The organism is Blautia sp. AF19-10LB, assembly GCF_003461245.1.
In the GTDB taxonomy this organism is placed as follows: Bacteria; Bacillota; Clostridia; order Lachnospirales; family Lachnospiraceae; genus Blautia_A; species Blautia_A intestinihominis.
Window position 1 is genome coordinate 1 of sequence record NZ_QTWS01000033.1, and the last position, 23,800, is coordinate 23,800.

Below are 23,800 nucleotides of genomic sequence, written 5' to 3' on the forward strand. Positions count from 1 at the left end.
CCTCATACATAACTTCGGATAAAAGATTGGCAAGTCTTTGTTCGGCTGCTTCCGGTTTCTTTGAATAGAGCCTTATCACATCTGCCATATCGTTAAATGCGTTGACAGTATGTGTGATCTCTCTGAGAAACATAATCTCATTATATTCATCTTTCGATTCGAATCCCATTACTTTGGCAATGTCCGCATCTTTGGTACTGCCTTTGTAATTTTTACAGGCGAACTGAAACGAATCCAGAAACAGTTCATATTGCTTTAACATTAACAGCAGTAAGTCTTTAGAAAAAGCGTCTTCTGTTTTATTAAGATCAAGAGGTAACTGTTTGAGAATATCGCCCATCACATCACGAATCTGCAATTCCTTCTTATCCGTAATATCAGTTTCATATTCATCGGTTTCCCCTTTGAGCCATTCAATCGATACATGAAGTGCTTCCGAAAGGCCTTCCAGTACCATCTTTTTGGTATTGTCAATCGAACCATTCTCATAACGCAGGATTGTGGAAGCGGTAACTCCCATCTTCTCTGCGACATAAGGCTGTGTCAGATTTAATTCGAGACGGCGCTGTTTTGCCCTGCTGCCGATCAGCTTGCGTAGTTCTTTATCTTTCATGCTGATGTGCCTCCTTTTTCGGTATGTCATTACTATACCACGCAACAAAATATATTGCAATATGCAATTTATAGAAAACGAATGAAATTTCATAATGCTTGACAAAGCAATATAAACACGCTATACTGACAGCACAAATGAAATTGCATAATGCAATTTAAAAGGAGGTGGTCATATGACACAAAGAAAGATTGCCTTATCTATTGAAGAAGCTGCTGATTATACGGGAATCGGCAGGAACACCCTGAGAAAACTGGTGGAATGGAAGAAACTTCCGGTATTAAAGGTTGGGAGAAAAGTCCTGATCAAAACGGATATGCTGGAACTTTTTATGGAAGCCAACGAGGGCAGAGACTTGAGGGATAAGGGAAATGTGAAAGCAGTCACAAGAAACGGTTCAACTTAAAAAAGCGGTTCCCGAAGAAACCGCCAAAGGTTCTATCAGACCGGAGTCATGATATACCTACACGCAAACAGATTATACCATGTACTTCGTCTGACAGACAACAGGAAACTTATGTTTGGAAGAAAAAGAAAGGACGATGATATTTATGGCAAGATCAACAAAGAGTTATGAGGAGCGTATGCTCCAGTTGGAAAAGAAAGAACAGGAAAGCCTTGAGAAAGCAAAACAGTATGCAGCACAGAAACGGGAACTGAAGAAACGTCAGAAAGATGTGGAAACTAAAAAGCGGACACACAGGCTCTGCCAGATTGGTGGTGCGGTGGAATCGGTGCTGGGTTCTGCGATTGAGGAAGATGATATCCCAAAGCTGATCGGCTTCTTAAAAAGGCAGGAAGCAAATGGGAAATTCTTCTCAAAGGCAATGCAGAAAGAGCCAGTTGCGAATACGGAGGAAGTGTAATGCCGGAGGGAGTGGATTTTCCATTCCCTTCATTGCTTTTTCATGAAGGGCGCACTTATGGACAACCAGAGGTCGTCCGTATAAGTTTGCCACAGGTGGCAACCGGTCTGCGCTTATGCTTGCCGGGCTCGTTCCGTCGGCGGGGCTTTCAGCCAGACCTGCTCATGCCGCAGGAGGCACTCTTCGCCAGAGGGGCGCATTCCATGCAGGCTGTTATGCACAGGGCACTCTTACGCAGAGGGCGTTCCGGCAGATACCATTTTCTTTTTGGGAAAACGTTACCTGCCGGAAATCAAAGCCGGATACGGCAGAAAGGGGGAAACGGAGCATGGCGATTTTTCATTATACAGTAAAGATTGTTGGACGCAGCAAAGGGAAATCCATCATATCAGCATCTGCGTATCTCAATGGTGATGTGATGAAAAATGAAGAAACAGGCAGGATCAGCTACTACACTGCCAAAAGAGAAGTTGTTTATACCAGCCTGTTGATGTGTGAAAATGCACCACAGGAATGGCTGAATGTACCTGCTGAAAATATCAGACGGTTCCAGAAATCTGTCCGATATAAAAGGGCAGATAACAAAGAAGCCGCACTGAAAAAATTTAAACTTACTTTTCAGAAGCAGCGTTTATGGAATGAAGTTTTGAGGATAGAAAAAAGTGCAGATGCACAACTCGGCAGGTCATTTGAGTTCTCACTTCCGAAAGAATGGAGCCGACAGGAACAGATTGATTATACAACTGAATATATTCAAAAGACCTTTGTAGATAAGGGAATGTGTGCGGATTGGAGTATCCACGATAAAGGAGATGGTAATCCCCATGTGCATTTACTGGTGACGATGCGACCATTCAATTCAGACCACTCATGGGGTAACAAAGAAATCAAGGATTGGGAGTTTGTCAGAGATGAAAATGGAAATATTGTGGTGGATGAATCCCATCCGGACTGGTGGCAGGATAAAAAGAACCCTGACCGTCATGGAATCCGAATCCCCGTACTTGATGAAAATGGAGTCCAGAAAGTCGGGACAAGGAACCGCAAACAGTGGAAACGTGTATTAACCGATGCTACCGGGTGGAACAATCCGAAAAATTGTGAGCTATGGCGGAGCGAATGGGCAAACGTCTGTAATGCACATTTGAAAACGGAAAATCACATTGACCACCGTTCTTATGCAAGGCAGGGAAAATTAGAGATACCGACGATCCATGAGGGCGCAGATGCCAGAAAAATTGACGAGAAATTTCAAAACGGACAGACATCCTCTACTTCATGGAAAGTAGAGGAAAACCAGATCATAAAAAGACAAAATGCACTGCTGGATAAAATACAGATTTCTTTTGGAAAAGTATCCAGTGCATTAACACAATGGAAGGAGCGATTGCGTGACATTAGAAGAAAGCCGGGAAGTCATTCCCATGATGGAGACAATGATAAACCAGATCGAGGAACAGCAGAATCTTATGGCAGAGATGGTACAGGAATTGCAGGAATGGGACAGGCAGCTCCTGTCTTTTCAGGAGCAGAACCAGAGTTTAAAAAGCTTAAACAGCGAATTATCCAGGCTGCTAAATCTTTTGCCAGATACAGAAGAACTGCTCTCACAGATCGAGCAACAGAAAACCAGAATCGAACAGTTGGAAAACGAGAATCAGCAATGGCAGGAATTAACGCAGAAGCTGAACAACGAGAACAGCTTATTGCAGAAACAGAACAGCGAATTGCTGACCTTAAACAGCAGATAGAGAAAGCGAGGGAGATCGATGAGCGAATGCAGAAACTTAGAGAACGTCGGGCAGGTGGAAGAACTTCTGCTGATGACCGAACAGATGCAGGACGAACTGGATCAGAAAGACCAGACAATCCAGGAACTAAACAGGCAGCTAAGCGAATCGCTGACCTTGAACGAGAAATTGAACAGCGAAAACAGAGCCGAGAATATCGAAGCATTGCGGACAAGATTAAGGCAAACAGAGGAACGATTGACCAGCGAGACAGACAGCAGGAAAAGAGCCGACGCAGAAGCCGTGGCATGGAAATTTAAGTATGAAAAAGCAGAGCAGGAAAAACTTTATGCACAGACACACCAAAAGACGGTAGAGGTAGCTGTTGAGAAAAAAGTGCCTTATGAGAAATGTGAAAAATGTGACCGTACTGCTTACCGGAAAGCAAAAGAAAAATGCGATAGCCGTAAAAGCCAGTTAGAAAAGAAATATAAAAATATGACGATTGGTTATGAAAGTATCTTGTTTCTACTGGCATGGTACAGCATAACAACAACACTGTTTACTGCGATTCTTTCGCCGGTTTTCCTTAACGACTGTATCGTCTTTTTCGGTGCGTTAGGAAAAGGAATGGGAAGTTTATTTCGGGAGTTTGTGACAGGTGCAGACTCTTTCGGACAGTTAAGCAGTGGAATACCTAACAGTATTCTTTCCGGGATTGTGTACTGGCTGATTGCCGGTACTGTCATGGCAATTTTATTCGTAATAACCGGGTGGCTGATAATCGGGATTGGTTATCAGGTAGGAAAAATCTACCGGAAATATTGTTGGGATATCATCAGTATCGTGGTAGCGATAACGAGTACAGCTGTTGTAATTTACTTTGGAGAATGGATTAAAAACGCTAATCCGATAAATCTTATTGTATTGCTATTACTGTCGCATATTATTTATATTGGAATCAGATGTTATGTGAAAGACTGGATGGAAGAACGAGGATATTATTAAAAGAGGACAGGGAAATTTCATAATCTTCCTGTCCTTAGTAAGGGACTATTGATTGTTTATATAAAGAAAAAGTATGTAAATAAATCTTGACAATTAGTACGAATTCGGACTATAATATAAAAGTCTGGATTCGTACTAATTTAAGGAGGAAAAAGATGAGAAAAGATAATAATATGATAATACAGTTGCAACGATATTATGCTTTATGGAAAGAATGTACAGCAATGTATGAGGAATGGTCAAAGGATCAGGGACTGTCTTCAAATGGAGTTTTTGCTTTGCATTCATTTTATGAAAGTAATGGAAGATGCACGCAGAAAATGATAAGTGAAAAATGGAATATACCTAAGCAAACGGTAAATACGATACTAAAAGATTTTCAGAAAAAAGGATACATCAATATGGTATCTGATGATTCAGACAAGAGAAATAAGCTGATATGCCTCACAGAATCAGGAATGGAATATACGAAAGATATCATAGAAAAACTGCACTCAAAAGAAATATATGTAATCGAAAAAATGGGATTAGAGAATATAGAAAGTCTTAATGATAATACAGAGCTGTTTATCAGACTTTTCAAGGAAGGAGATTGTAAGAAAAATGAATCATAAATCATTATTTTTTAAATATGTTATTCCATCTATTATAGCATTTGCATTATCAGGAATATATGCGATAGTGGATGGATATTTTGTAGGCAATACCATAGGAGATGCTGGACTTTCGGCTATTAATATTGCATATCCGATTGAGGCTTTGATTCAGGCTCTTGGAACAGGAATTGGTATGGGAGGAGCTGTTTATTACTCAATTAATGCAGCAGAAAAGAAAGGAAAACGGGCAGAAGAATTTATTGCTACAAGCTGGTGGCTTCTTGTAATAGTAAGTGTTATCAGTACCATAATTATTTACTCCTTTTCGTCTAAAATTTTAGGATTGCTTGGAGCAGATGGAATTATATTAACAAATGCGACAGATTATATCAAAATTATAGCACTTGGAGCAATATTGCAGATTCTTGGAACTGGAATGATGCCATTCATTAGAAATTATGGAAACTCTTTCTGGTCAATGTTTGCGATGGTTGGTGGATTCATAACCAATATTGTTCTGGATTTTATCTTTGTATGGATATATGAAATGGGCATGAAAGGTGCAGCCACAGCTACAATAGCCGGACAGGGTGTGACTGCAGCAATTGCAATCATATACGCATTATATAATAAAAAGTTTTATGTGTATGTATCCTTAAAAAATGTAAAAGAAATGTGTGGCGCTATATTCAGAGTAGGTCTTGCACCATTTGGGCTAGCATTGACTCCTAATATTTCATTGGTGTTTATAAACCGATTCTCCGCTTCTTATGGGGGAGAAAAAGCTATTGCAACTTATGCATGTGTATCCTATATTATCTGTATCATATATCTCATATTGCAGGGCGTAGGTGATGGAAGTCAACCTTTAATGAGCCGTTTTTATGGTGAGAAGGATCAAGAAAGCCTGAGAGGAGTTCAGAGAATGGCATACATTTTTGCAATAATTCTTGCTGTTTGTGGTGGAATTATCATGTATGTAAACAGAGCAAATATTGGAGGGGTTTTCGGAGCTTCTTATGAAGTAAGTATTGAGATTTCTAAAATTGTACCTATATTTTTAGTGTCATTTCCATTTGTTGCGATTACCAGAATAGCGACAGCTGGATTTTATGCTACTGAAAAAAGTGGATTGTCATACATTCTTACATTCATTGAACCAGTATTGATGCTGATATTTATGCTTGTTTTACCACCTTTATTTGGTGGACAGATTATGATATGGTGGAGTACGGTATTGGCACGTGTTTTTTCAGCGATTCTGGCATTCATACTAATAAAATATTGCGAAAAGGGAGATTTGCAATATGGAATACAGAAAATTTAACAATCAGATAGTAGCAAGAATAATCTAGGTTTATCTATTGTATTTTTAAGGACAGCCTCATAGCAATAGGGCTGTCCTTTTAAAATTATGAAGCTAATTTTTAATAAATTCTAGTAGATTTTGATTGGAATAATCATAACTCTAATGAATCTTCAGCATCTACCCACATCTGTAAATTCCCATCAAGATATAACCTTGCATATTCTAATGGCTCATCGATTGCAAGCGATGTCAAAGCACAATCAGATCCAGGTGTGGTTCTTAAATTTTTTTCTGCTTCCCAACAATCAATACGGAGTATATAGCCCGTATTAGTATATACATCAATGCTGTTGCACTGTGGATTGTATTCTGCAAATATTGTTCTCATCGTATCCCATCTCCTTATCATTTAATCAATCAGTAGTAGCAAAAATTAAGAAGCATTTCAATCAGTTCACCATGTCACTTTTATTTTGTGTTATACTGTCTTATAGATTTTTCTTGCCCTTGTATTTGCCCTTATCAGAGTGCATAAACACTGATGGGACGATATAACACAAGGGAAATAATAAGGGAAAGCTCACCTGCGACAAATCCAGTGTTTTCAAGGGGTTGCGAAGAATTTAATAATAAAATATAACAGTTATTAAATTTCTTAAAACAGGTGAAATCTCAATCTGAATTTTGAGTGGAGAGGATATTCCTACGGCGTGCAGCCGGATGTAAACCATTTTAAATGTGCAAAACATCTGACTATAGCAGGAACGGATATTTATCATCCAACCCAGGATCACCTGAGTGGTGCAGAAATCGCATTTGGTGGTGATCTGATCCGCTGTCTCAAAAATGACAACTACCTGGTTCTGGAAACCGAAGCACAGGGCTATCCGGGATGGACACCATATGATGGACAGCTTCGCCTGCAGGCATACAGCCATCTGGCCTCCGGTGCTCTTGGTGTGATGTACTGGCACTGGCATTCAATCCATAACTCTTTTGAGACTTATTGGAAAGGCCTTCTGAGCCATGATATGGAAGAAAATGCCGTATACCGAGAGACGTGTATCATAGGCAGCGAGTTTAAGAAACTTTCACCTGTCTTATCAGGCTTTAAGAAAGATAACAAAGTTGCGATCATGGTGAACAATGAGGCTCTGACTGCACTTAAATGGTTTGGAATCGAAGCCAGTGCAGCAGGAGATAATGGAATTGGTTATAATGATGTTGTCCGCTGGATCTACGATGCACTTTACAAAGTAAATATCGAGTGTGACATTATATGGGAAGAGAGCGAAAACATTGAGAAATACCAGGCAATCATCCTTCCGGCCATGTACACTGCAGATGAAAAAATCCTCACACGCCTGAAAAAGTATACTGCTCAGGGAGGCACATTGATTGCGACGTTCAAGACCGCTTTTGCCAACGAAAATGTAAAAGTGTATCCTGACAGACAGCCGCATATTTTACATAAAGTCTTTGGTATGTACTATCAGCAGTTCACGTTTCCGGAGCATGTTACTCTGACAGGATTTGAGGGCGGTGAACCGGAGGCAGAGACCTTTATGGAACTTTTGATTTCTGATGGGGCAGAAATTATTTCTGCATATCAGCATCCGAATTGGAAAAAATATGCTGCAGTTACACGTCATACATATGAAAGCGGAAGTGCCTGGTATATCGGGTGTATGTTTGAAGAACATTACCTGCAGCAGCTGTTGATAAAGATTCTGGCTCAGTCTGGTGTAAATGCAGCAGTATCGGAGAAATTCCCGGTGATCGTGCGTGAGGGAATCAATGCAAAGGGCGAAAAGCTTCGTTTCTATCTGAATTATTCCTGGGAAGAGCAAAGCGTTGAAACAGCGGATGATTTTGGAGTGATACTTGGAAGTGCTGATAGTACTAAGCGTGAAATTCACCTGTCGGCATGGGATGTATGTATCATAAAATTTGATAAATAAAAAGGGTGCAATAAGCAAAACCCGAGGCGGAAAGCCCCGGGTTTCTTTTATCATTACTGTGAACAGTTATCTTTTATCTTTCTTAAGAATGGAATTAAACAGCGTAAAGAAGGTGATCGTTGTCACCGTAGCAGCTATGATATCGCTTACCGGTTCTGCAAGAAATACAGCAAAAACTTTATTGTCGAAGAAATTCGGCAGTATGAAGATCAGAGGTATCAGCAGGATGATCTTACGCAGGCAGGCAAGAAGCAGACTGACTTTCGCCTGGCCGAGAGCCATAAAGCTCTGCTGGCAGCTTACCTGGAAGCCAATAGAGAAGATTCCGGCCATGTAGATGCGGAGTGCCCAGGAAGCGTATCTTACAAGTTCCTTATCTGAAGTAAAGATTGCTGCAAATGCCTTTGGAAAAATCATCACGACAAGACAGAAGGCAGATGTGTAGATGATGCAGGTACAGAACTGTGTAAAAAATGCTTTTTTTACACGATTCGGTTTATTGGCACCAAAGTTGTAGCTGATGATCGGCTGTCCGCCCTGGCAGATTCCCTGAAGCGGAAGAGAGACAAGCTGGCTGATACTGGTAATGATCGTCATTGCTCCGACAGCCACATCACCGCCGAATCTGGAAAGACTGCTTGTAAAACTGATCGACAGAAGACTTTCTGTTGACAGCATAACAAATGTGGAAATACCAAGAGCAAGACAGGGACCAAAAACCTTAGGATCCAGGTGCATATTGCTTCGTTTCAGTCGAAGGATTGTTTTCTTTCCGGTCAGGAAGCGGAGGATCCATACAGCTCCTACGGTCTGACTTAGGACAGTGGCAAGTGCGGCACCTTTTACTCCCATGTCGAGAACAAAGATAAAAATCGGATCCAGGATGATATTGATAACGGCACCGATGACTGTAGTCATCATACTGATCCGGGCAAAGCCCTGAGTGGTAATGAAGGTGTTCATGCCCAGCACGATCAGGACAAAAAAGCTCCCCAGAATATAGATTCTGGCATAGTCAGATGCGTAAGTTAAGGTGACATCACTGGCACCGAAGAGTCTGAGCAGAGTCGGTGCACTTACATAAAACACGATAGTCAGTATAATTGACAGACCGACTAATAAAGTAAAACAGTTTCCAAGGATTTTTTCTGCCAGATCGTTATCTTTCTTTCCCATTGCAATGGCTGCACGCGGGGCACCGCCGGAACCGACGAGCATGGCGAATGCATTCAGCAGCATCAGAATCGGGGCAAAAAGTCCGACGCCGGTCAGTGCGGCGGCTCCGATTCCCGGAATGTGGCCGATATAGATACGGTCTACGATGTTATAAAGCAGGTTGATGACCTGTGCGACAACTGCCGGAACCGCCAGCTGCGCGAGGAGTCTGGGAATACTTCCCGTCTCCATATTGGGTGTGTTGGTTTGTATTTTCATAATGATTATCTCCGTGAGTTTTGTTGTTGGATAGTATATATCAGATGTATTACAGAATCTAATATTGTCGTATCAAGTAGCATAGCACAAAAACCGGAAGTTGGAAAGATAAATTCAACTTTGGCATCTTCCACCGGGATAGAGTTGAAGTGTTTTGAGGTGAAAATTGGAAGTGCTTGGAGAAAGACTGTCACCTTATCAGGATCGTAAAGAGATCATCATAAGAGATATTCAGAACAGGGAACGGATTGCATCTCAGATTTTTGCGGAATTTGGATTTGCACTTCTGTATTCAAGAAGTTAGGATGTGATTCGTCCGAACCTGGCAATCTGTATTCCAAAGCAGGAGGATTACTTTACAAATGCATATTTCAAAGAAATACCAGAAGGAAAATAATAGGAATTATGTCTTTTTGGTGATTTTTTATATGGAGATGTGTTGAAATAAATAAAATACTGTTGAAAATGTCTATAAAATTATGCTATTATGTATGTGCGATTTTGAAAACAAATAGATAAAAAGATGAATATAGAAACAAAAAGGAAAGATATGTTTTTGAAATTGCAGAAATACCAGCTTGGAGATTCTAAGAATTAAAAAAGGTAAAGGAGAGAAATGTGATGGAAGATTTTTCAATGAGTGAAAATGCAAAAGATCAAATTCAACAGAAATTGGATAAAAATCCGTTTCTGGCCTTGAGTAAGTTGGTATATCAACAGGTATACAGAGAAATTATAAATGGAAATTTGCTTCCACAGCATAAAATTATTGAATCTAAGATTGCAAAGGAATTAAATATTTCCAGATCTCCTGTAAAAATGGCATTGGCTGAAATGACAGAAAAAGGAATTCTCGAAAAAGAAAAAGGAAGAGAGTTACACGTTAAAAAGGTAAGGTACGAAGAATGTTTGTGGATTTATGAAGCAAGAATGACCTTAGAGCCAGAAGCAGCGTATCTGGCTGCAAGGAGAATAAATAAAGAGGAAGTGGAATTATTGGAAAGACTGGTTGGCTGTTTTGAAAAAATTGATAAAACACATGATCATACAGCATATAAGAATGCAGATAAACTATTTCATGAGACTATAATCAAGGCATCGAGAAATAAATATTTAATGGCCATGTATGAATCTATAGAGTGTCCATTGGCTATGTATCGTAATCAATTAAATCAATTGGCATATGAAGAGTGTTTTCAGGAAAATGGAATGGAAAAAGGTTCCAGGTATCATAAATCAATTTACAGGATGATTCAAGGACATTATCCATTAATGGCGAAAGATGAAATGAAGAATGATATACAGAGAATGTATGGTACTATGTCTAGATTAAAGGGTTAAATTACGATATGAAAAGCAGGATGATTGTTTCAATCATCCTGCTTTTCATTATGAAGAAAATGGTTAAAAAATAGACATATGCATAAAACAAAACCAAAAATACAGCAAAAAAATAAAAAAATGCACTAATGATTAGGCAAAAAATAAAATAAATACATCAAAAAGTATAAAAATTGACTCAATATTGTCTAAAGATATACAATTTAGCTAATTCGAACGGCAGAACTTAAATACAAAAAGGAGGAAACAAAGTGAGAAAAAGAGTGATGTGTACAATTTTGGCTTGCACAATGTTGACACCTGTATTGTTGCTTACAGGATGTGGGTCAGAAAAAGATGGAGTAAAAAGATTGAAACTTTCCATCAATACAAATCAATCTCAGGTGGATATGGCAGAAGCTATGGCAGAAAAAATTGAAGAATTATCGAATGGAAAAATGGCAATTGATATTTACGGAGATGGACAGCTTGGAGGCGACAGAGAGGTAGCAGAAACGGTTCAGTATGGAAATATTGACATGTGTGTTGTATCAACTACACCTGTAGCAGCTTTTTATCAGGATTTAAATCTGTTTGATGCGCCATTTCTTTTTAGTGATTCAGAACAGGCACAAAATATTCTGGATGGAAAAGTTGGAACGGAAATAGCAACAGGAATGGAAGAGATTGGATTTAAAGTATTGGGATTTCCTGAAAATGGTTTCAGACAGTTATCTACAGCAGATACAGAAGTTCATACACCAGCTGATTTGAAAGGCTTGAAAATACGTGTCATGGAAAGTGAAGTTCATATTGCAACATGGAAAGCATTGGGCTCTAATCCTACACCTATGGCATTCTCAGAATTGTTTACAGCGCTGCAGCAGAAAACTGTAGATGGGCAGGATAATCCATTTGTAACAGACCGCGACAATAGATATTATGAAGTTCAAAAATACATTATTGAGACAAATCATGTATATACACCATATCTTCTTCTGATGAGCAAAGATAAATTTGATAAATTATCAGAGGAAGAACAGAAAATTGTTGAAGAAGTAGGAAAATATGGAACTGAGGTTCAGCGTCAGAAAACTGCAGAATACAATGGTGATGCGATAAGTGATATGCAGAATAAGGGTGTAACGCTTGTTACATTGACAGATGAAGAAAAACAACAGTTCCGAGACGCAGTAAATAATATTTATCCTCTTGTAAAAGAAAAAATGAAACATCCGGAATTGTTCGATCAGGTATTAGAGAAAACCCAGTGAGGAGGAATTGAACAGTGAAAAAATTACTAAAAATTTTAGATGAACATGCAGAAGATGTGCTCGCAGTTATATTGATGAGTGCAGCAACATTAATTATTGTCATACAGGTAATTATGAGGTATTTGTTTAAAAACTCTTTATCCTGGTCAGAAGAAATGGCAAGATATTTATTTGTATGGATGACTTTTATCTCTATTTCCTATGGTATTAAAATGAGAAAACATGTAAAGATTGAAGCCGCCTTATCGCTGTTTCCTAAAAGTATTCGCCCGTTGGTTGTAATTATTGGAGATATTTTTTCACTGGTATGGTGTGTTTTTGTTACAGTAGTTGGTTTTAATCTTATTGGAAAGGTAGTAAGGTCAGGTCAGATCTCACCAGCTTTATCTGTTCCGATGTGGCTGATATATCTTGCTCCATGTATTGGATATGCACTCTCAACAATCAGATGTATTCAGACAATTGTATTGAGAGTTAAAAATTATAAAGAGGGGGTGGAAATGAATGATTAGTCTTGTATTATTCGGTTCACTGGTGGTGCTTTTGATTCTGAATGTTCCAGTATCAATATCTTTAGGTATTGCTTCTTTGATTACCATTTTGGTTTCGGGTGATTTGACGTCTGGATATATAGTGCAAAATCTTGTGACTAGTGCAGACTCCTTTACAACAATGTCTATTCCATTTTTTGTTCTGGCAGGAGAGATTATGGGAGGCGGTGGAATATCTAAGCGTCTCATGAATACAGCAAGAGCCTTTTTTGGAAGATATACAGGTGGTCTTGCTATAGTAACCGTTGTAGTATGTATGTTCTTTGCAGCAATTTCTGGTTCCGGTCCTGCTACAGTAGCAGCAGTCGGAGGAATGGTAATTCCGTCTATGCTGGAAGCTGGTTATGATAAAAAATTTACATTGGCAGTTATTGCAGCAGCAGGAAGTATTGGAGTAATAATTCCTCCAAGTATTCCTATGGTCATTTACAGTGTATCAACAGGACAGTCTGTCTCTGAATTATTTATGGCAGGATTTATTCCAGGTATTCTTATTGGTCTTACATTAATTTTATATTGTCATTTTTATTGTAAAAAACATGGATATAAAGGAGATGAAGAACCATTTTCCTGGAAAAATGCAGGAAAAGTTGCGTGGGATGCCAAATGGGCACTTATTTGTCCGGTTATTATTCTCGGAGGAATTTATGGAGGTATTTTTACACCAACAGAAGCTGCTGCAGTCGCTGCTGCATATGGATTTATCATTGGAGTATTTGTGTATAAGGAAATTAAGTTAAGTGATATTTTTACAGTTATCAGATCAGGCGTTTTAACTACATCAACAATTATGATCGTAATTGGATGTGCAGCAGTCTTTACAAAAGTATTAGCAGTTGAAAAAATTCCTACAGCAGTAGCTGATCTTATTGTAGGATTGAATGCTGATAAGATTGTAATTCTGATCCTTATCAATGTAGTTCTTTTATTTGTAGGATGTTTTATGGAAACACTTTGTGCAATTATGATTCTTGCACCGATCTTCCTTCCGATCGTCACAGCAGTTGGTGTAAATCCGGTTCATTTTGGTATCATTATGGTTGTCAATCTTGCAATTGGATTTATTACTCCACCTCTGGGAATTAATCTGTTTGTGGCAAGCCGTGTTGGAAAAGCACAGTTGTCAGAGGTTATTCAGGGAATTGTACCATTTATTGTTGTTATGATTGTGGATCTTTTATTGATTACCTATATTCCTGCAATATCCATATTACTTCCAAGTCTGTTTATGGGATAACCCTAATTTTTTAATATATCTATTTAGTAATTTGCCGTACAGATGATGTACGGCAAATTGTTTTATAAGATATATTTTGATGTTCTGGGTGTTGTATTTTACTGGAAAAATATGATGTTTATTACAGAGGAAAAGAGAATATTTGCACAAAATCCTGACAATATGATAAAAATTGCGAATGAAATTGCACATTGGAAAGAACAAAGAAAGGACATATTACACAATAAAGAATTAAAATTGACTCAATTTATAGAGAAAATATACAATGTGATTAACTTGAAGAACAAGAAAATTAATACAGGAGGCGAAGATATGAAAGCAATTGTAGTTGATAAGAATTCTGCTGACGGACTGGATTATTCTATTCAGCAGAGAATTTTTGAGGAAAATGGTATTGAATTCATTTTGGAAGATTGCCAGACAGAAGATGAGATTATTGAAAAATGCAAGGATGCAGATGCACTTCTGGTTATTTATCGGCAGATCACTCCAAGGATTATGGATGCATTGAAAAATTGTAAGGTAATTTTAAGATATGGAATCGGGTACGATGTGATTGACGTAAAGGCTGCAACAGAGCGTGGAATTAAGGTGTGCAATAGTCCGAGACATTGTTTGGACGAGGTGGCAACCCATACAATTGCTATGATCCTGGCCATGGAGAGGAAACTTGTTTTTTATCATAATCTCGTAAAACAGGGAAAGTGGTTGGCAAATGAAGGATTCAAACCACATAGATTATCTACACAGACATTAGGTTTTGTAGGATTTGGAAATATTGCACGAAGAGCAGCTGAATTTGCAAAAGGTTTTGGATTCAGGATGCTTGCATATGATCCGTTTCTTCCGGAAGAAGTGGTAAAAGCAGCTGGTGCCGAAAAAGTGGAACTGAATCAACTTCTTGAAGAGTCCGATGTAATATCTTTACATACGCCATTGATGGACAGCACATTCCATCTGATCAATAAGGACACCATTGCGAAAATGAAGGATGGAGTTATGATTGTAAATACGTCGCGTGGTCCGATTATAGCAATTGATGATTTGATGGAGGCTGTTAAATCCGGAAAAATTAAAGCAGCAGCATTGGATGTTGTAGAAGGAGAGCCGATAGTAGTTCCTGATCATCCATTATTTGAAACAGGACATATTATATGTTCACCGCATGCAGCATACAATTCTGTAGAGGCAGAGGCACAGATGATGGAAGTGCTTGCAACGACTGCAGTTGATATTTTAAATGGAAAGAATCCGGCAAATATAGTAAATAAAAAAGAACTGGGGTTATAAGAAAACGGATATAGAAAGGAAAATACAGACTATGAAAAATTTACTGAGAGAAAAAATTATGAATGGTGTAAAGACAGTAGGAACATTTTTTGAAGCTGGAAATGCCAGTGTTGCAGAAGCACTTGCCCTTACTGATCTCGATTATATGCTGATTGATACAGAACATGGACCATTTGATGTGGAAAGCGTAATGCTGATGCTCCGTGGCGCAGAACTTCATGGAACAACAGCTCTTGTGAGGGTAAAGGATTCAAATAGAAATTCTATTTTAAAAATGCTGGATATTGGTGCTGGAGGATTGATTATTCCACAGGTACATTCTATTGAGGAAATAAAAAAGATTGTTGAATATGGAAAATATTTTCCTGTAGGACAAAGAGGAGTTGCTTTTGCAAGAGGTGCCGGTTATGGATATCTGGAACATGCAAAAGGAGATATTAATGATTATTTTGCTACATGCAACAGAGAAACTCTTTTAATCCCGCAGTGTGAGACTATGGGGTGTCTGGAAAATATTGAAGAAATTGCAAAAGTGGATGGGATTGATGGTATTTTTGTAGGACCGTATGATCTGTCTGTTGCAATGGGAATTCCAACACAGTTTGACAAGCCGGAATTTAAGGCAGCTCTTGAGAGAATCTTAAAAGCAGTAAAGGATGCAGGTAAATTTACTATTATCTATTGTGCTGATTTCAACGTTGCAAACACCCGGCTGAAACAGGGCTTTGACAGTGTAACGGTAGGTCAGGATGTAAACTTCTATATAGATGCAATTAATGCAATGGTACATTCAATTGAACGATAGAAACGGAGGGTACAAACATGACAGTGAATGAACTGAAAAAATTTGCAACCGATGTCAGGATTGAAACCGTGAAATGTCTGGAGGCTCGTACCTTCGGTCATATTGGAGGCTGTCTCTCGATTGCAGATGTACTTACAGTTTTATATAACGGGGAATTAAAAAATATTGATCCGAAAAATCCGAAGAAACCGGATAGAGATATGCTTGTAGTTTCTAAAGGACATGCAGGTCCGGCAGTTTTTGCAACACTTGCTCTGAAAGGATATTTTCCATTAGATTGGCTTCCGACATTATGTGAAGGCGGAACAAGACTTCCAAGTCATTGTGACAGAATCAGGACTCCTGGAATTGATGCATCTACAGGATCACTTGGACAGGGATTATCCCTTGCAAATGGATTTGCTCATGCAGCAAAGATAAAAGATAAGAAGAATCGTATTTACTGTCTTATGGGAGATGGTGAGATTCAGGAGGGACAGATTTGGGAGGCAGCAATGTATGCCCATCAGTATAAACTTAATAATCTGGTGGGAATTGTTGATTGGAATAAAAAACAGATAGATGGAACTGTTGATGAATGCATCTCTCTTCTTGATATTGCAGAAAAATTCAGAGCATTTGGATGGTATGCAGTCACGGTAAAAGGTGATGATATTGAGGCAATACAGATGGCATTTAAACAGATAAGAGAAAATCAGAGTGATAAACCAGGCGTTTTAGTTCTGGATGGTGTAAAGGGAAGTGGCGTTAAATGTATTGAAGAAATGAAATTTAACCATATGATTCCAGTGGATAAAGAATTAGCTGATCAGTGTCTGGAGGAACTGGAAGCAGTCAAAAACAGTCTGTAAGGAGGAAAAAGAGAATGGTAAAGACAATCTACAATGGTGAATACGAAAAAAAAGCGATTACTGATCAGTTTGTGGAAAATCTTGGAGAAATGCTTGAAAAAGATACAGACGTGATTTATCTGGATGCTGATCTTATGTTTGCATTTGGTGCTGGTCTCTGGGAGTTAGGGGACAAATTTCCGAAACGCGTAATACGATGTGGGATTGCAGAAGCAAATATGGTTGGAACAGCAGCTGCGATGTCTGTTATGGGAATGAAACCAATTATTCACAGTTTTGCCTCTTTTGTTACGAGAAGGGCGTTTGATCAGATTTTTCTTTCAGGTGCCTATGGAAGAAAAACATTGAATATTATTGGAAGCGAACCAGGATACAAGCAGACTTATTGGGGTGGAACCCATATGGCTTTTGAAGATATTGCCATGATGCGTACAGTGCCAAATGCATATATCTTTGATATTGTGGATGGTGTTCAGTTTAATAAACTTCTGAAGAAAACGATAGACATGCAGGGAATTTATTATTACAGGACTCCGTTGGCTGATAATATTGCTGTATATGATGAAACATCTGAATTTGAAATTGGAAAAGGAATTGTGTTAAAAGAGGGAACAGATGCAACAATTATTGCCTGCGGGCGTCTGGTAACAATTTCTCTTCAGGCAGCGGAATTACTTGAGAAAGAAGAAATTCATGTACGAGTTGTGGATATGTTTACGATTAAACCGCTGGATGAAGAACTTGTTAAGAAATGTGCGGAAGAAACTGGGGCTATTGTTACAGCAGAAAATCACTCTGTTTATGGTGGGCTAGGATCAGCAGTTGCGGAATATCTTGGTGAAAATGATCCAACAGTTGTAGAACGCATTGGGGTCAGAGATGAATTTGGAGAAGTTGGTTCAGAGGAATATCTGCGAGGAAGATTTGGATTTATTCCTGAAAAAATTGCAAAACGTGTCAAAGAGGCTATTGCAAAGAAAAAAGCATGAAAAGGAGGCTGAAAATGATATATCAGAATGAATATAAATTCTGGTTTTGTCCGGGCTCTGTGGATCTTTATGGAGATGAGGAGATCCGTATTGTAACGGAACACAGCCGTAGAATTGTAGAAGAACTGAATCAGTCAGGACTGGTGCCGTATGAAGTTGTTTTGAAGCCGACGCTCCTTACGAATGAAAATATCCGAAGAACATTTAATGAGGCCAATGCGGATAAATATTGTGCGGGTATAATTGCATGGATGCATATGTTTTCACCGGCCAAATCATGGATGCTGGGATTAAAAGAACTGAGAAAGCCTTTACTTCATTTGCATACACAATTTAATGAAGAGATTCCATATGATACACTTGATATGGGATTTATTAACATCAACCAATCTGCACATGGAGATCGTGAATTTGCATATATGCTGGCACGAATGAAAAAAGAGCATAAGATTGTCGTAGGTCATTGGAAATCTGAAAGGGTTCAGAAAAAAATTGGCGATTGGATGCGGACAGCAATTGGAATTATAGAAAGCGGACATCTTAGGGTTGCCAGATTTGCGGATAATATGTTGAATGTTGCGGATACGGAAGGAGATAAGGTTGAGGCACAGTTAAAATTTGGTTGGGAAGTAGATACTTATACAATTGTCGAAGCGGCGGAGGCAGTAAATAGTGTTTGCGGAAATGATGTCAAAGTGTTGACAGATGAATATTATGAAAAGTATGGTATTATCTTAGAAGGCAGAGATCCTGATGAATTCAGAAGACATGTAGAAGAACAGGCCAGAATTGAACTTGGAATTGAAAAATTTCTGAAAGAAAAGAACTATCAGGCAGTAGTAACACATTTTGGTCAGCTTGGTGGGCTTAAACAGCTTCCAGGACTTGCTATGCAAAGATTGATGCAAAAAGGATATGGATTTGCAGCGGAGGGAGACTGGAAGACGGCTGCATTACTTCGAATAGTCAAACTGATGACTGCTGGTGTGAAAAATGCAAAAGGAACTTCTTTTATGGAAGATTACACTTATAATCTTGTTCCAGGTAAAGAAGGAATTTTGGAAACCCATATGTTAGAAATTTGTCCGTCTATTGCAGATGGAGATGTAAATATTCGTGTAAATCCTCTGGGGCTTGGAAACAGAGAAGATCCGGCAAGGCTTGTATTTACAGCTAAAGAGGGAGATGCCATCGCTTCGTCATTGATTGATATGGGAGATCATTTCCGATTAGTTATTAACGATGTAACCTGTAAAAAAACAGAATATCCAATGCCAAATCTTCCGGTTGCAACAGCTTTCTGGACACCAAAACCAGATTTCCTGACAGGAGTAGAAGCTTGGCTTATGACAGGTGGGGCTCATCATACAGTTATGACATATGATCTTACTGCGGAACAATTGGGAGACTGGGGCGACGCAATGGGGATTGAAACTGTTTTTATCGATGAAAATACAACAATTCGTCAGCTGAAAAAAGATCTGAAATGATTTCAAGACACAAGATAGTGAAAGAATCAGTAGGAGGAAGCAAAATATGAATAAGATTGGGGTTCATTTTGGATATTTTAATAGGAACTGGAACACAGATTTTGTGAAACAGATTGATGTAATAAAGAGAATTGGACTGGACATCATGGAAGTTGCACCGGCTCCCTTATTGGCATTAACGAAAATACAGAGAGATGAAATTGCAGCAGCAGCAAAAGCTAATAATATAGAACTGACTTTTTCTGTAGGATTAGGTCTGGATCAAGATCTCGCGTCAGAAGACGAAACTATCAGAAAAAACGGAATAAAATTTACAACAGATGCATTTAAAGTCATGTCTGAAATGGGTGCGAAAATGTATTCAGGTGTTGATATTGCCGCTTGGAATAAGACTTTTACAGAAGGAATCATAGATAAAAGTGCCGCATGGGAAAGAAGTATACTTGCCGTAAAAGAAATTATGAAGTCGGCCGAAGATATGGGAATTACCTTTGCTGTTGAAGTAGTGAATCGTTATGAATCTTCACTTGTTAATACAGCGGAAGAGGCAATAAAATATGTGGACGAAGTAGACAGTCCTAATTGTAAAATTCTGTTGGATACATATCATATGAATATTGAAGAAGATTCCTTTGCAGGAGCAATACGGTCGGTTGGAAGCAGACTGGGACATTTCCATGTGGGAGAATGTAATCGAAAACCACCAAATGAGCAGGGAAAAATGCCGTGGGATGAAATTACAGGTGCATTAAAAGAAATAAATTATCAAGGTGCTATAGTCATGGAGCCATTTATTAAAATGGGTGGAGAGGTAGGACGTGATATTAAAATCTGGAGAGATATCAGTAAAAATGCTTCAGAGTCAGAGATGGAACAGCTTCTCAAAAATGCAGCCAGTATGTTGAGAACTAAAATGCAGTAAATTTATAATAAAGCAAATATAAATAATGAGAGTAGATAGGGAGATCATTGCCGTTCGTATTGCCTTATCTACTCTTTTTAATATTGTGAATGATTTTACGAAAAACACAGAGTCATTCAATTGTGGTTGGGCATTATGGGAAAAGATGTGTACAAGATATTGACAAAAAATAAAAATAAGAAATAAAATTGCATAATAAAAAAGGCAATTAAAAGAAAAAGTTGACAATAAAGAACTGAAATTGACTCGATTTACAGGCGAAATATACAATATAATTGAGCTAGAAATAATATAGAGATTTCTTTTGGGACAAAACCTCTTTTTTGTTACATGACAGCAAAAAGACGGGAATGATATAATTCTAACAAAAACTTTGTTAGGATAACAAAATTATTTGAATAATTTGTACAAATGGATTGAGGTTTTCACATTAATGTGGTAAAATCTGACTATGCGTAAAAGAAAAATTAACAAATAATTAGTAAAAAGGGAGAATGATATTGAAGCAGTGGTCAGAAATTCTGCGTAATGTCACAATGCTGTCCCAGCTGGGACTGTCATTTATCACACCGCTTCTGCTGTGCCTGGCACTCTGCTGGTTTATTACTTCCAGGACCGGTGTCGGAGGCTGGGTCTATATTCCTGGATTTTTCTTTGGGATGGGCGGATCGGCGACTGTGGCATATAAGTTTTATCTTTCTGTAAACAAGCAGGAGAAGAAAAAACACAAAAAAAATAAAATATATTTCAACAGACATTCATAAACAGCGATATGACGGACAGAATAAATGAAAGGAATAAAGAAATTATGAGCAGTATATTCGATAAGGTGCAGCCGGCAGTAAAAAAAGAAACAAAGAGAGTAGCCATGATCACGGCAGTCGGTCTGGTTCTGATGTGGATCCTTTTTGCAGGACTTCACTTTGCAATGCCAGACAAAGTGCCGTTGGATTATACCGTATTTCTGGGAGGCATTGGAGGTGGACTGATCGCAGTCCTGAATTTCTTTCTGATGGGACTGGCTGTTCAGAAGGCAGCTTCAGCGACAGATGAGGGAACTGCGAGAATGAAGCTCAAAGCAAGCTATTCACAGCGTTTTCTGATGATGATGCTGTGGGTGATCGCAGCGATCGTTGCACCGTGCTTCCATTTTGTAGCGGGAATTGCTCCACTCTTATTTCCGGGAACGGGAATCAAGATCGTGGGGATATTTCATAACAAAAACTAGGAGGGGAAAATCTGAATAAGACAGGAGGTGAGTGAATGTATGGAACTGGATATTAATGGGGCGAAGATACTTTTTACTTTACCCATTGACCTGCCGGTTCTGGGACCTTTAAGAATCAGTGAGACCATGGTAGTAAGCTGGATTGTTATGCTGCTGATTACAGGAGTGTGTATCTGGCTGACGCATGATCTTAAGGAGGAAAATATTTCCAAACGGCAGGCTGTGGCAGAACTTCTGGTGGAGATGGCGAATAAATTCGTTGTCGGAAACATGGGTGAGAAGTTCAGGTACATGATTCCATTTGTTGCGGCACTTTTTGCGACAAGTGTGGTATCGAACCTGATCAGTCTTGTGGGACTTCGAAGTCCGACATCGGATCTGTCTACAGAGGCAGCGTGGGCGGTTGTGGTATTTATCATGATCACCGCGCAGAAGATCAGGACCAGTGGATTCGGCGGTTACTTAAAGGGATTTACACAGCCGATTCCGGTTATGACACCATTTAATGTTCTTTCTGAACTGGCAACACCGGTAAGTATGGCGTGCCGTCATTTCGGAAACATTTTATCAGGTGTCGTTATCAATGGTCTGATCTATGGGGCGCTGGCAGTGGCAAGTTCCGCACTCCTGGGACTGATCCCGGGACTTGTGGGCGATGTGTTGTCACAGATACCTATTCTTGATGTAGGTGTACCGGCTATTTTATCTGTATATTTCGACTGGTTCTCAGGAATTATGCAGGCATTTATTTTCTGTATGCTGACGGTTATGTATATCGCAAATGCAGCAGAGGAATAAAAACTGTTGTTAGGAGATGAACAGCAGCAGATAAGGGATCCCGGGTATATGGGAATATCCGGAGACAATTTTATTACAGGAGGTTTTTACTATGGATTTTCAGTTATTAGCAAAAGGTATCGCATTAGCAGGTTGTGCAATTGGAGCAGGATGTGCGCTGATCGCAGGTATCGGCCCTGGTATTGGTGAAGGTAATGCAGTTGCAAGTGCACTGGAAGCAATCGGACGTCAGCCGGAATGCAAGGGTGATGTTACATCTACCATGCTTCTTGGTTGTGCTATCGCAGAGACAACCGGTATTTATGGTTTTGTAACCGGTCTGCTCCTTATCTTCGTAGCACCTGGTATGTTTATGAACTTCCTGGGCTGATCAGGAAAACAGTAACGGATGCGTCAGATAAGAACGCATCACAGCAGGACAGGAGATGACTGCCAGCATAAGCGGGCAGTGACAACAGGAGGTTACAAACATGCAGGTACAGGAATTAGTAGGAATTGTGCCGTGGAATTTTATAGCGACGATTTGCAACCTTTTTATTCAGGTGTATCTCATTAAGCGTTTTCTTTTTAAGCCGATCAACGAGATGCTGGACAAGCGCAGGGCCAAAGCCGATGCGGAGATCCAGGATGCAGTGAAGGCGAAGGAAGAAGCTCAGGCTATGAAAGCCGAATACGAAAAGAATATGCAGGAAGCCAGGGACAAGGCAAATGACATTGTCAAGACCGCTCAGAAAACAGCGGCTGTCCAGAGTGAAGAGATGCTCAAGGAAGCTTCCAGTCAGGTAACTGCCATGAAAGAAAAGGCAGAGAAAGACATTGCACAGGAGAGACGTAAAGCTGTCAACGAGATCAAGGGTGAGATCGGAGGCATGGCTGTTGAGATCGCCGGTAAGGTAATCGAGCGCGAAATTAACGAAGAGGATCACACGAAACTGATTAATGATTTTATTGAGAATGTAGGTGAGGCATCATGACACAGGCTGCCAAAGTCTATGGCGGCAGTCTGTACGATCTTGCTGCCGAAGAAAAGCTCGATGGACAGATCATGGAGCAGATGAATGAAATCAGACAGATTTTTCGGGAGAATTCAGGATATCTGAAATTACTGGGAGAACCGGCGATCCCGCAGGAAGAGAGAATGAAACTTCTCGATGAAGCCTTTGGCGGACAGGTAGAGCCGTATCTTCTTAATTTTCTTAAACTTTTATGTGAGAAGAAGATCCTGAGAGAGTTTTCGGGATGCTGTGAGGAATTTACCCGCAGGTATAATGTCGACCATGGCATTGTGGAAGCGGTAGTTACCAGTGCAGTTAAACTCAAAGAAGAACAGATGGAAGCCTTGCGCGCCAAACTGGAGAAGACAAGCGGCAAGAAGATCCATCTCACACAGAAGACAGACCCGACCGTTCTAGCCGGACTCCGCGTGGAGATGGAAGGCATACAGCTTGACGGAACGGTACAGGGACGTATTTCGGATATTTCAAAGCGACTGGAAACTACCCAGTTGTAATATCCCGCGAGGTGTTTT

General features: G+C 39.4%; 27 protein-coding genes. 24 read left to right on the forward strand and 3 right to left on the reverse strand.

What is annotated here, in order from left to right; genetic code table 11:
• A partial coding sequence (locus DWX28_RS15295; RefSeq protein ID WP_118253621.1) for a helix-turn-helix domain-containing protein occupies positions 1-613 on the reverse strand: 613 nt, incomplete at its 3' end.
• A gap of 175 nt (positions 614-788) precedes the next feature.
• Between DWX28_RS15295 and DWX28_RS15300 the strand changes: the two genes are divergently transcribed.
• The 6 genes from DWX28_RS15300 (at position 789) to DWX28_RS15330 (ending at position 6,140) form a co-directional block, all read left to right on the forward strand.
• A complete protein-coding gene (locus DWX28_RS15300) occupies positions 789-1,019 on the forward strand; it encodes a helix-turn-helix domain-containing protein (protein WP_002578307.1) in 231 nt (76 codons plus the stop codon).
• Between the two features lie 145 nt (positions 1,020-1,164).
• Entirely contained in the window at positions 1,165-1,479 is a 315-nt protein-coding gene (locus tag DWX28_RS15305) for a DUF3847 domain-containing protein (protein ID WP_002578306.1), read from the forward strand.
• Positions 1,480-1,807: 328 nt separating this feature from the next.
• Positions 1,808-3,529 (forward strand): MobA/MobL family protein, encoded by a 1,722-nt coding sequence (locus DWX28_RS15315; RefSeq protein WP_118253623.1) that lies wholly within the window; start codon positions 1,808-1,810, stop codon positions 3,527-3,529.
• Positions 3,468-4,217, forward strand: coding sequence for a DUF6040 family protein (locus tag DWX28_RS15320; RefSeq protein ID WP_009243742.1), 750 nt, complete (start codon positions 3,468-3,470; stop codon positions 4,215-4,217). Before DWX28_RS15315 ends, DWX28_RS15320 begins: the two co-directional genes overlap by 62 nt.
• Before the next feature lie 155 nt (positions 4,218-4,372).
• Entirely contained in the window at positions 4,373-4,831 is a 459-nt protein-coding gene (locus tag DWX28_RS15325) for a MarR family transcriptional regulator (RefSeq protein WP_009243743.1), read from the forward strand.
• Positions 4,821-6,140, forward strand: a complete 1,320-nt coding sequence (locus DWX28_RS15330; RefSeq protein WP_118253626.1) for an MATE family efflux transporter — start codon at positions 4,821-4,823, stop codon at positions 6,138-6,140. Before DWX28_RS15325 ends, DWX28_RS15330 begins: the two co-directional genes overlap by 11 nt.
• Positions 6,141-6,273: 133 nt before the next feature.
• Here DWX28_RS15330 and DWX28_RS15335 read toward each other — a convergent pair whose 3' ends face one another.
• Positions 6,274-6,510, reverse strand: coding sequence for a DUF6061 family protein (locus tag DWX28_RS15335; RefSeq protein ID WP_002578301.1), 237 nt, complete (start codon positions 6,508-6,510; stop codon positions 6,274-6,276).
• Positions 6,511-6,832: 322 nt separating this feature from the next.
• Here DWX28_RS15335 and DWX28_RS15340 point away from each other — a divergent pair, with 322 nt between their 5' ends.
• Positions 6,833-8,083 carry a beta-galactosidase gene (locus tag DWX28_RS15340; RefSeq protein ID WP_243002447.1) on the forward strand — a complete coding sequence of 417 codons (1,251 nt, stop codon included), beginning with the start codon at positions 6,833-6,835 and terminating at the stop codon, positions 8,081-8,083.
• Between the two features lie 66 nt (positions 8,084-8,149).
• Here DWX28_RS15340 and DWX28_RS15345 read toward each other — a convergent pair whose 3' ends face one another.
• Entirely contained in the window at positions 8,150-9,517 is a 1,368-nt protein-coding gene (locus DWX28_RS15345) for an MATE family efflux transporter (protein WP_118253628.1), read from the reverse strand.
• A 172-nt stretch (positions 9,518-9,689) separates the two neighbouring features.
• Here DWX28_RS15345 and DWX28_RS20295 point away from each other — a divergent pair, with 172 nt between their 5' ends.
• The 17 genes from DWX28_RS20295 (at position 9,690) to atpH (ending at position 23,782) form a co-directional block, all read left to right on the forward strand.
• Entirely contained in the window at positions 9,690-9,821 is a 132-nt protein-coding gene (locus DWX28_RS20295; RefSeq protein ID WP_255420413.1) for a hypothetical protein, read from the forward strand.
• Between the two features lie 317 nt (positions 9,822-10,138).
• Positions 10,139-10,858 carry a GntR family transcriptional regulator gene (locus DWX28_RS15350; RefSeq protein WP_118253631.1) on the forward strand — a complete coding sequence of 240 codons (720 nt, stop codon included), beginning with the start codon at positions 10,139-10,141 and terminating at the stop codon, positions 10,856-10,858.
• 251 nt (positions 10,859-11,109) lie between these two features.
• Entirely contained in the window at positions 11,110-12,111 is a 1,002-nt protein-coding gene (locus DWX28_RS15355) for a TRAP transporter substrate-binding protein (protein WP_118253633.1), read from the forward strand.
• 14 nt (positions 12,112-12,125) lie between these two features.
• Positions 12,126-12,623, forward strand: a complete 498-nt coding sequence (locus DWX28_RS15360; protein ID WP_118253636.1) for a TRAP transporter small permease — start codon at positions 12,126-12,128, stop codon at positions 12,621-12,623.
• Positions 12,616-13,899 carry a TRAP transporter large permease gene (locus DWX28_RS15365; RefSeq protein WP_118253638.1) on the forward strand — a complete coding sequence of 428 codons (1,284 nt, stop codon included), beginning with the start codon at positions 12,616-12,618 and terminating at the stop codon, positions 13,897-13,899. The genes DWX28_RS15360 and DWX28_RS15365 overlap by 8 nt, the downstream gene beginning before the upstream one ends.
• A gap of 57 nt (positions 13,900-13,956) precedes the next feature.
• On the forward strand, positions 13,957-15,189 hold the full coding sequence (locus DWX28_RS15370; RefSeq protein WP_158565326.1) for a C-terminal binding protein: 1,233 nt from the start codon (positions 13,957-13,959) through the stop codon (positions 15,187-15,189).
• A gap of 31 nt (positions 15,190-15,220) precedes the next feature.
• Positions 15,221-15,994 (forward strand): HpcH/HpaI aldolase family protein, encoded by a 774-nt coding sequence (locus tag DWX28_RS15375; RefSeq protein ID WP_118253643.1) that lies wholly within the window; start codon positions 15,221-15,223, stop codon positions 15,992-15,994.
• Between the two features lie 17 nt (positions 15,995-16,011).
• Positions 16,012-16,845 carry a transketolase gene (locus DWX28_RS15380; RefSeq protein ID WP_118253645.1) on the forward strand — a complete coding sequence of 278 codons (834 nt, stop codon included), beginning with the start codon at positions 16,012-16,014 and terminating at the stop codon, positions 16,843-16,845.
• 14 nt (positions 16,846-16,859) lie between these two features.
• Positions 16,860-17,834, forward strand: a complete 975-nt coding sequence (locus DWX28_RS15385) for a transketolase family protein (RefSeq protein WP_118253647.1) — start codon at positions 16,860-16,862, stop codon at positions 17,832-17,834.
• A 14-nt stretch (positions 17,835-17,848) separates the two neighbouring features.
• Positions 17,849-19,324, forward strand: coding sequence for an L-arabinose isomerase (araA, locus tag DWX28_RS15390; protein ID WP_118253649.1), 1,476 nt, complete (start codon positions 17,849-17,851; stop codon positions 19,322-19,324).
• A 46-nt stretch (positions 19,325-19,370) separates the two neighbouring features.
• Positions 19,371-20,246, forward strand: coding sequence for a D-psicose 3-epimerase (locus DWX28_RS15395; protein WP_118253651.1), 876 nt, complete (start codon positions 19,371-19,373; stop codon positions 20,244-20,246).
• Between the two features lie 494 nt (positions 20,247-20,740).
• Positions 20,741-21,010 (forward strand): AtpZ/AtpI family protein, encoded by a 270-nt coding sequence (locus tag DWX28_RS15400; protein WP_118253653.1) that lies wholly within the window; start codon positions 20,741-20,743, stop codon positions 21,008-21,010.
• A gap of 44 nt (positions 21,011-21,054) precedes the next feature.
• Positions 21,055-21,474: a hypothetical protein gene (locus tag DWX28_RS15405; protein ID WP_118253656.1), complete on the forward strand. Its 420-nt coding sequence runs from the start codon at positions 21,055-21,057 to the stop codon at positions 21,472-21,474.
• Positions 21,475-21,513: 39 nt separating this feature from the next.
• A complete protein-coding gene (locus tag DWX28_RS15410; protein ID WP_118253658.1) occupies positions 21,514-22,272 on the forward strand; it encodes a F0F1 ATP synthase subunit A in 759 nt (252 codons plus the stop codon).
• A gap of 91 nt (positions 22,273-22,363) precedes the next feature.
• A complete protein-coding gene (gene atpE / locus DWX28_RS15415) occupies positions 22,364-22,642 on the forward strand; it encodes an ATP synthase F0 subunit C (RefSeq protein WP_005428180.1) in 279 nt (92 codons plus the stop codon).
• A gap of 100 nt (positions 22,643-22,742) precedes the next feature.
• Positions 22,743-23,246, forward strand: coding sequence for a F0F1 ATP synthase subunit B (gene atpF, locus DWX28_RS15420; protein ID WP_118253660.1), 504 nt, complete (start codon positions 22,743-22,745; stop codon positions 23,244-23,246).
• Positions 23,243-23,782 (forward strand): ATP synthase F1 subunit delta, encoded by a 540-nt coding sequence (gene atpH, locus DWX28_RS15425; RefSeq protein ID WP_118253663.1) that lies wholly within the window; start codon positions 23,243-23,245, stop codon positions 23,780-23,782. The genes atpF and atpH overlap by 4 nt, the downstream gene beginning before the upstream one ends.
• Positions 23,783-23,800: the final 18 nt, after the last annotated feature.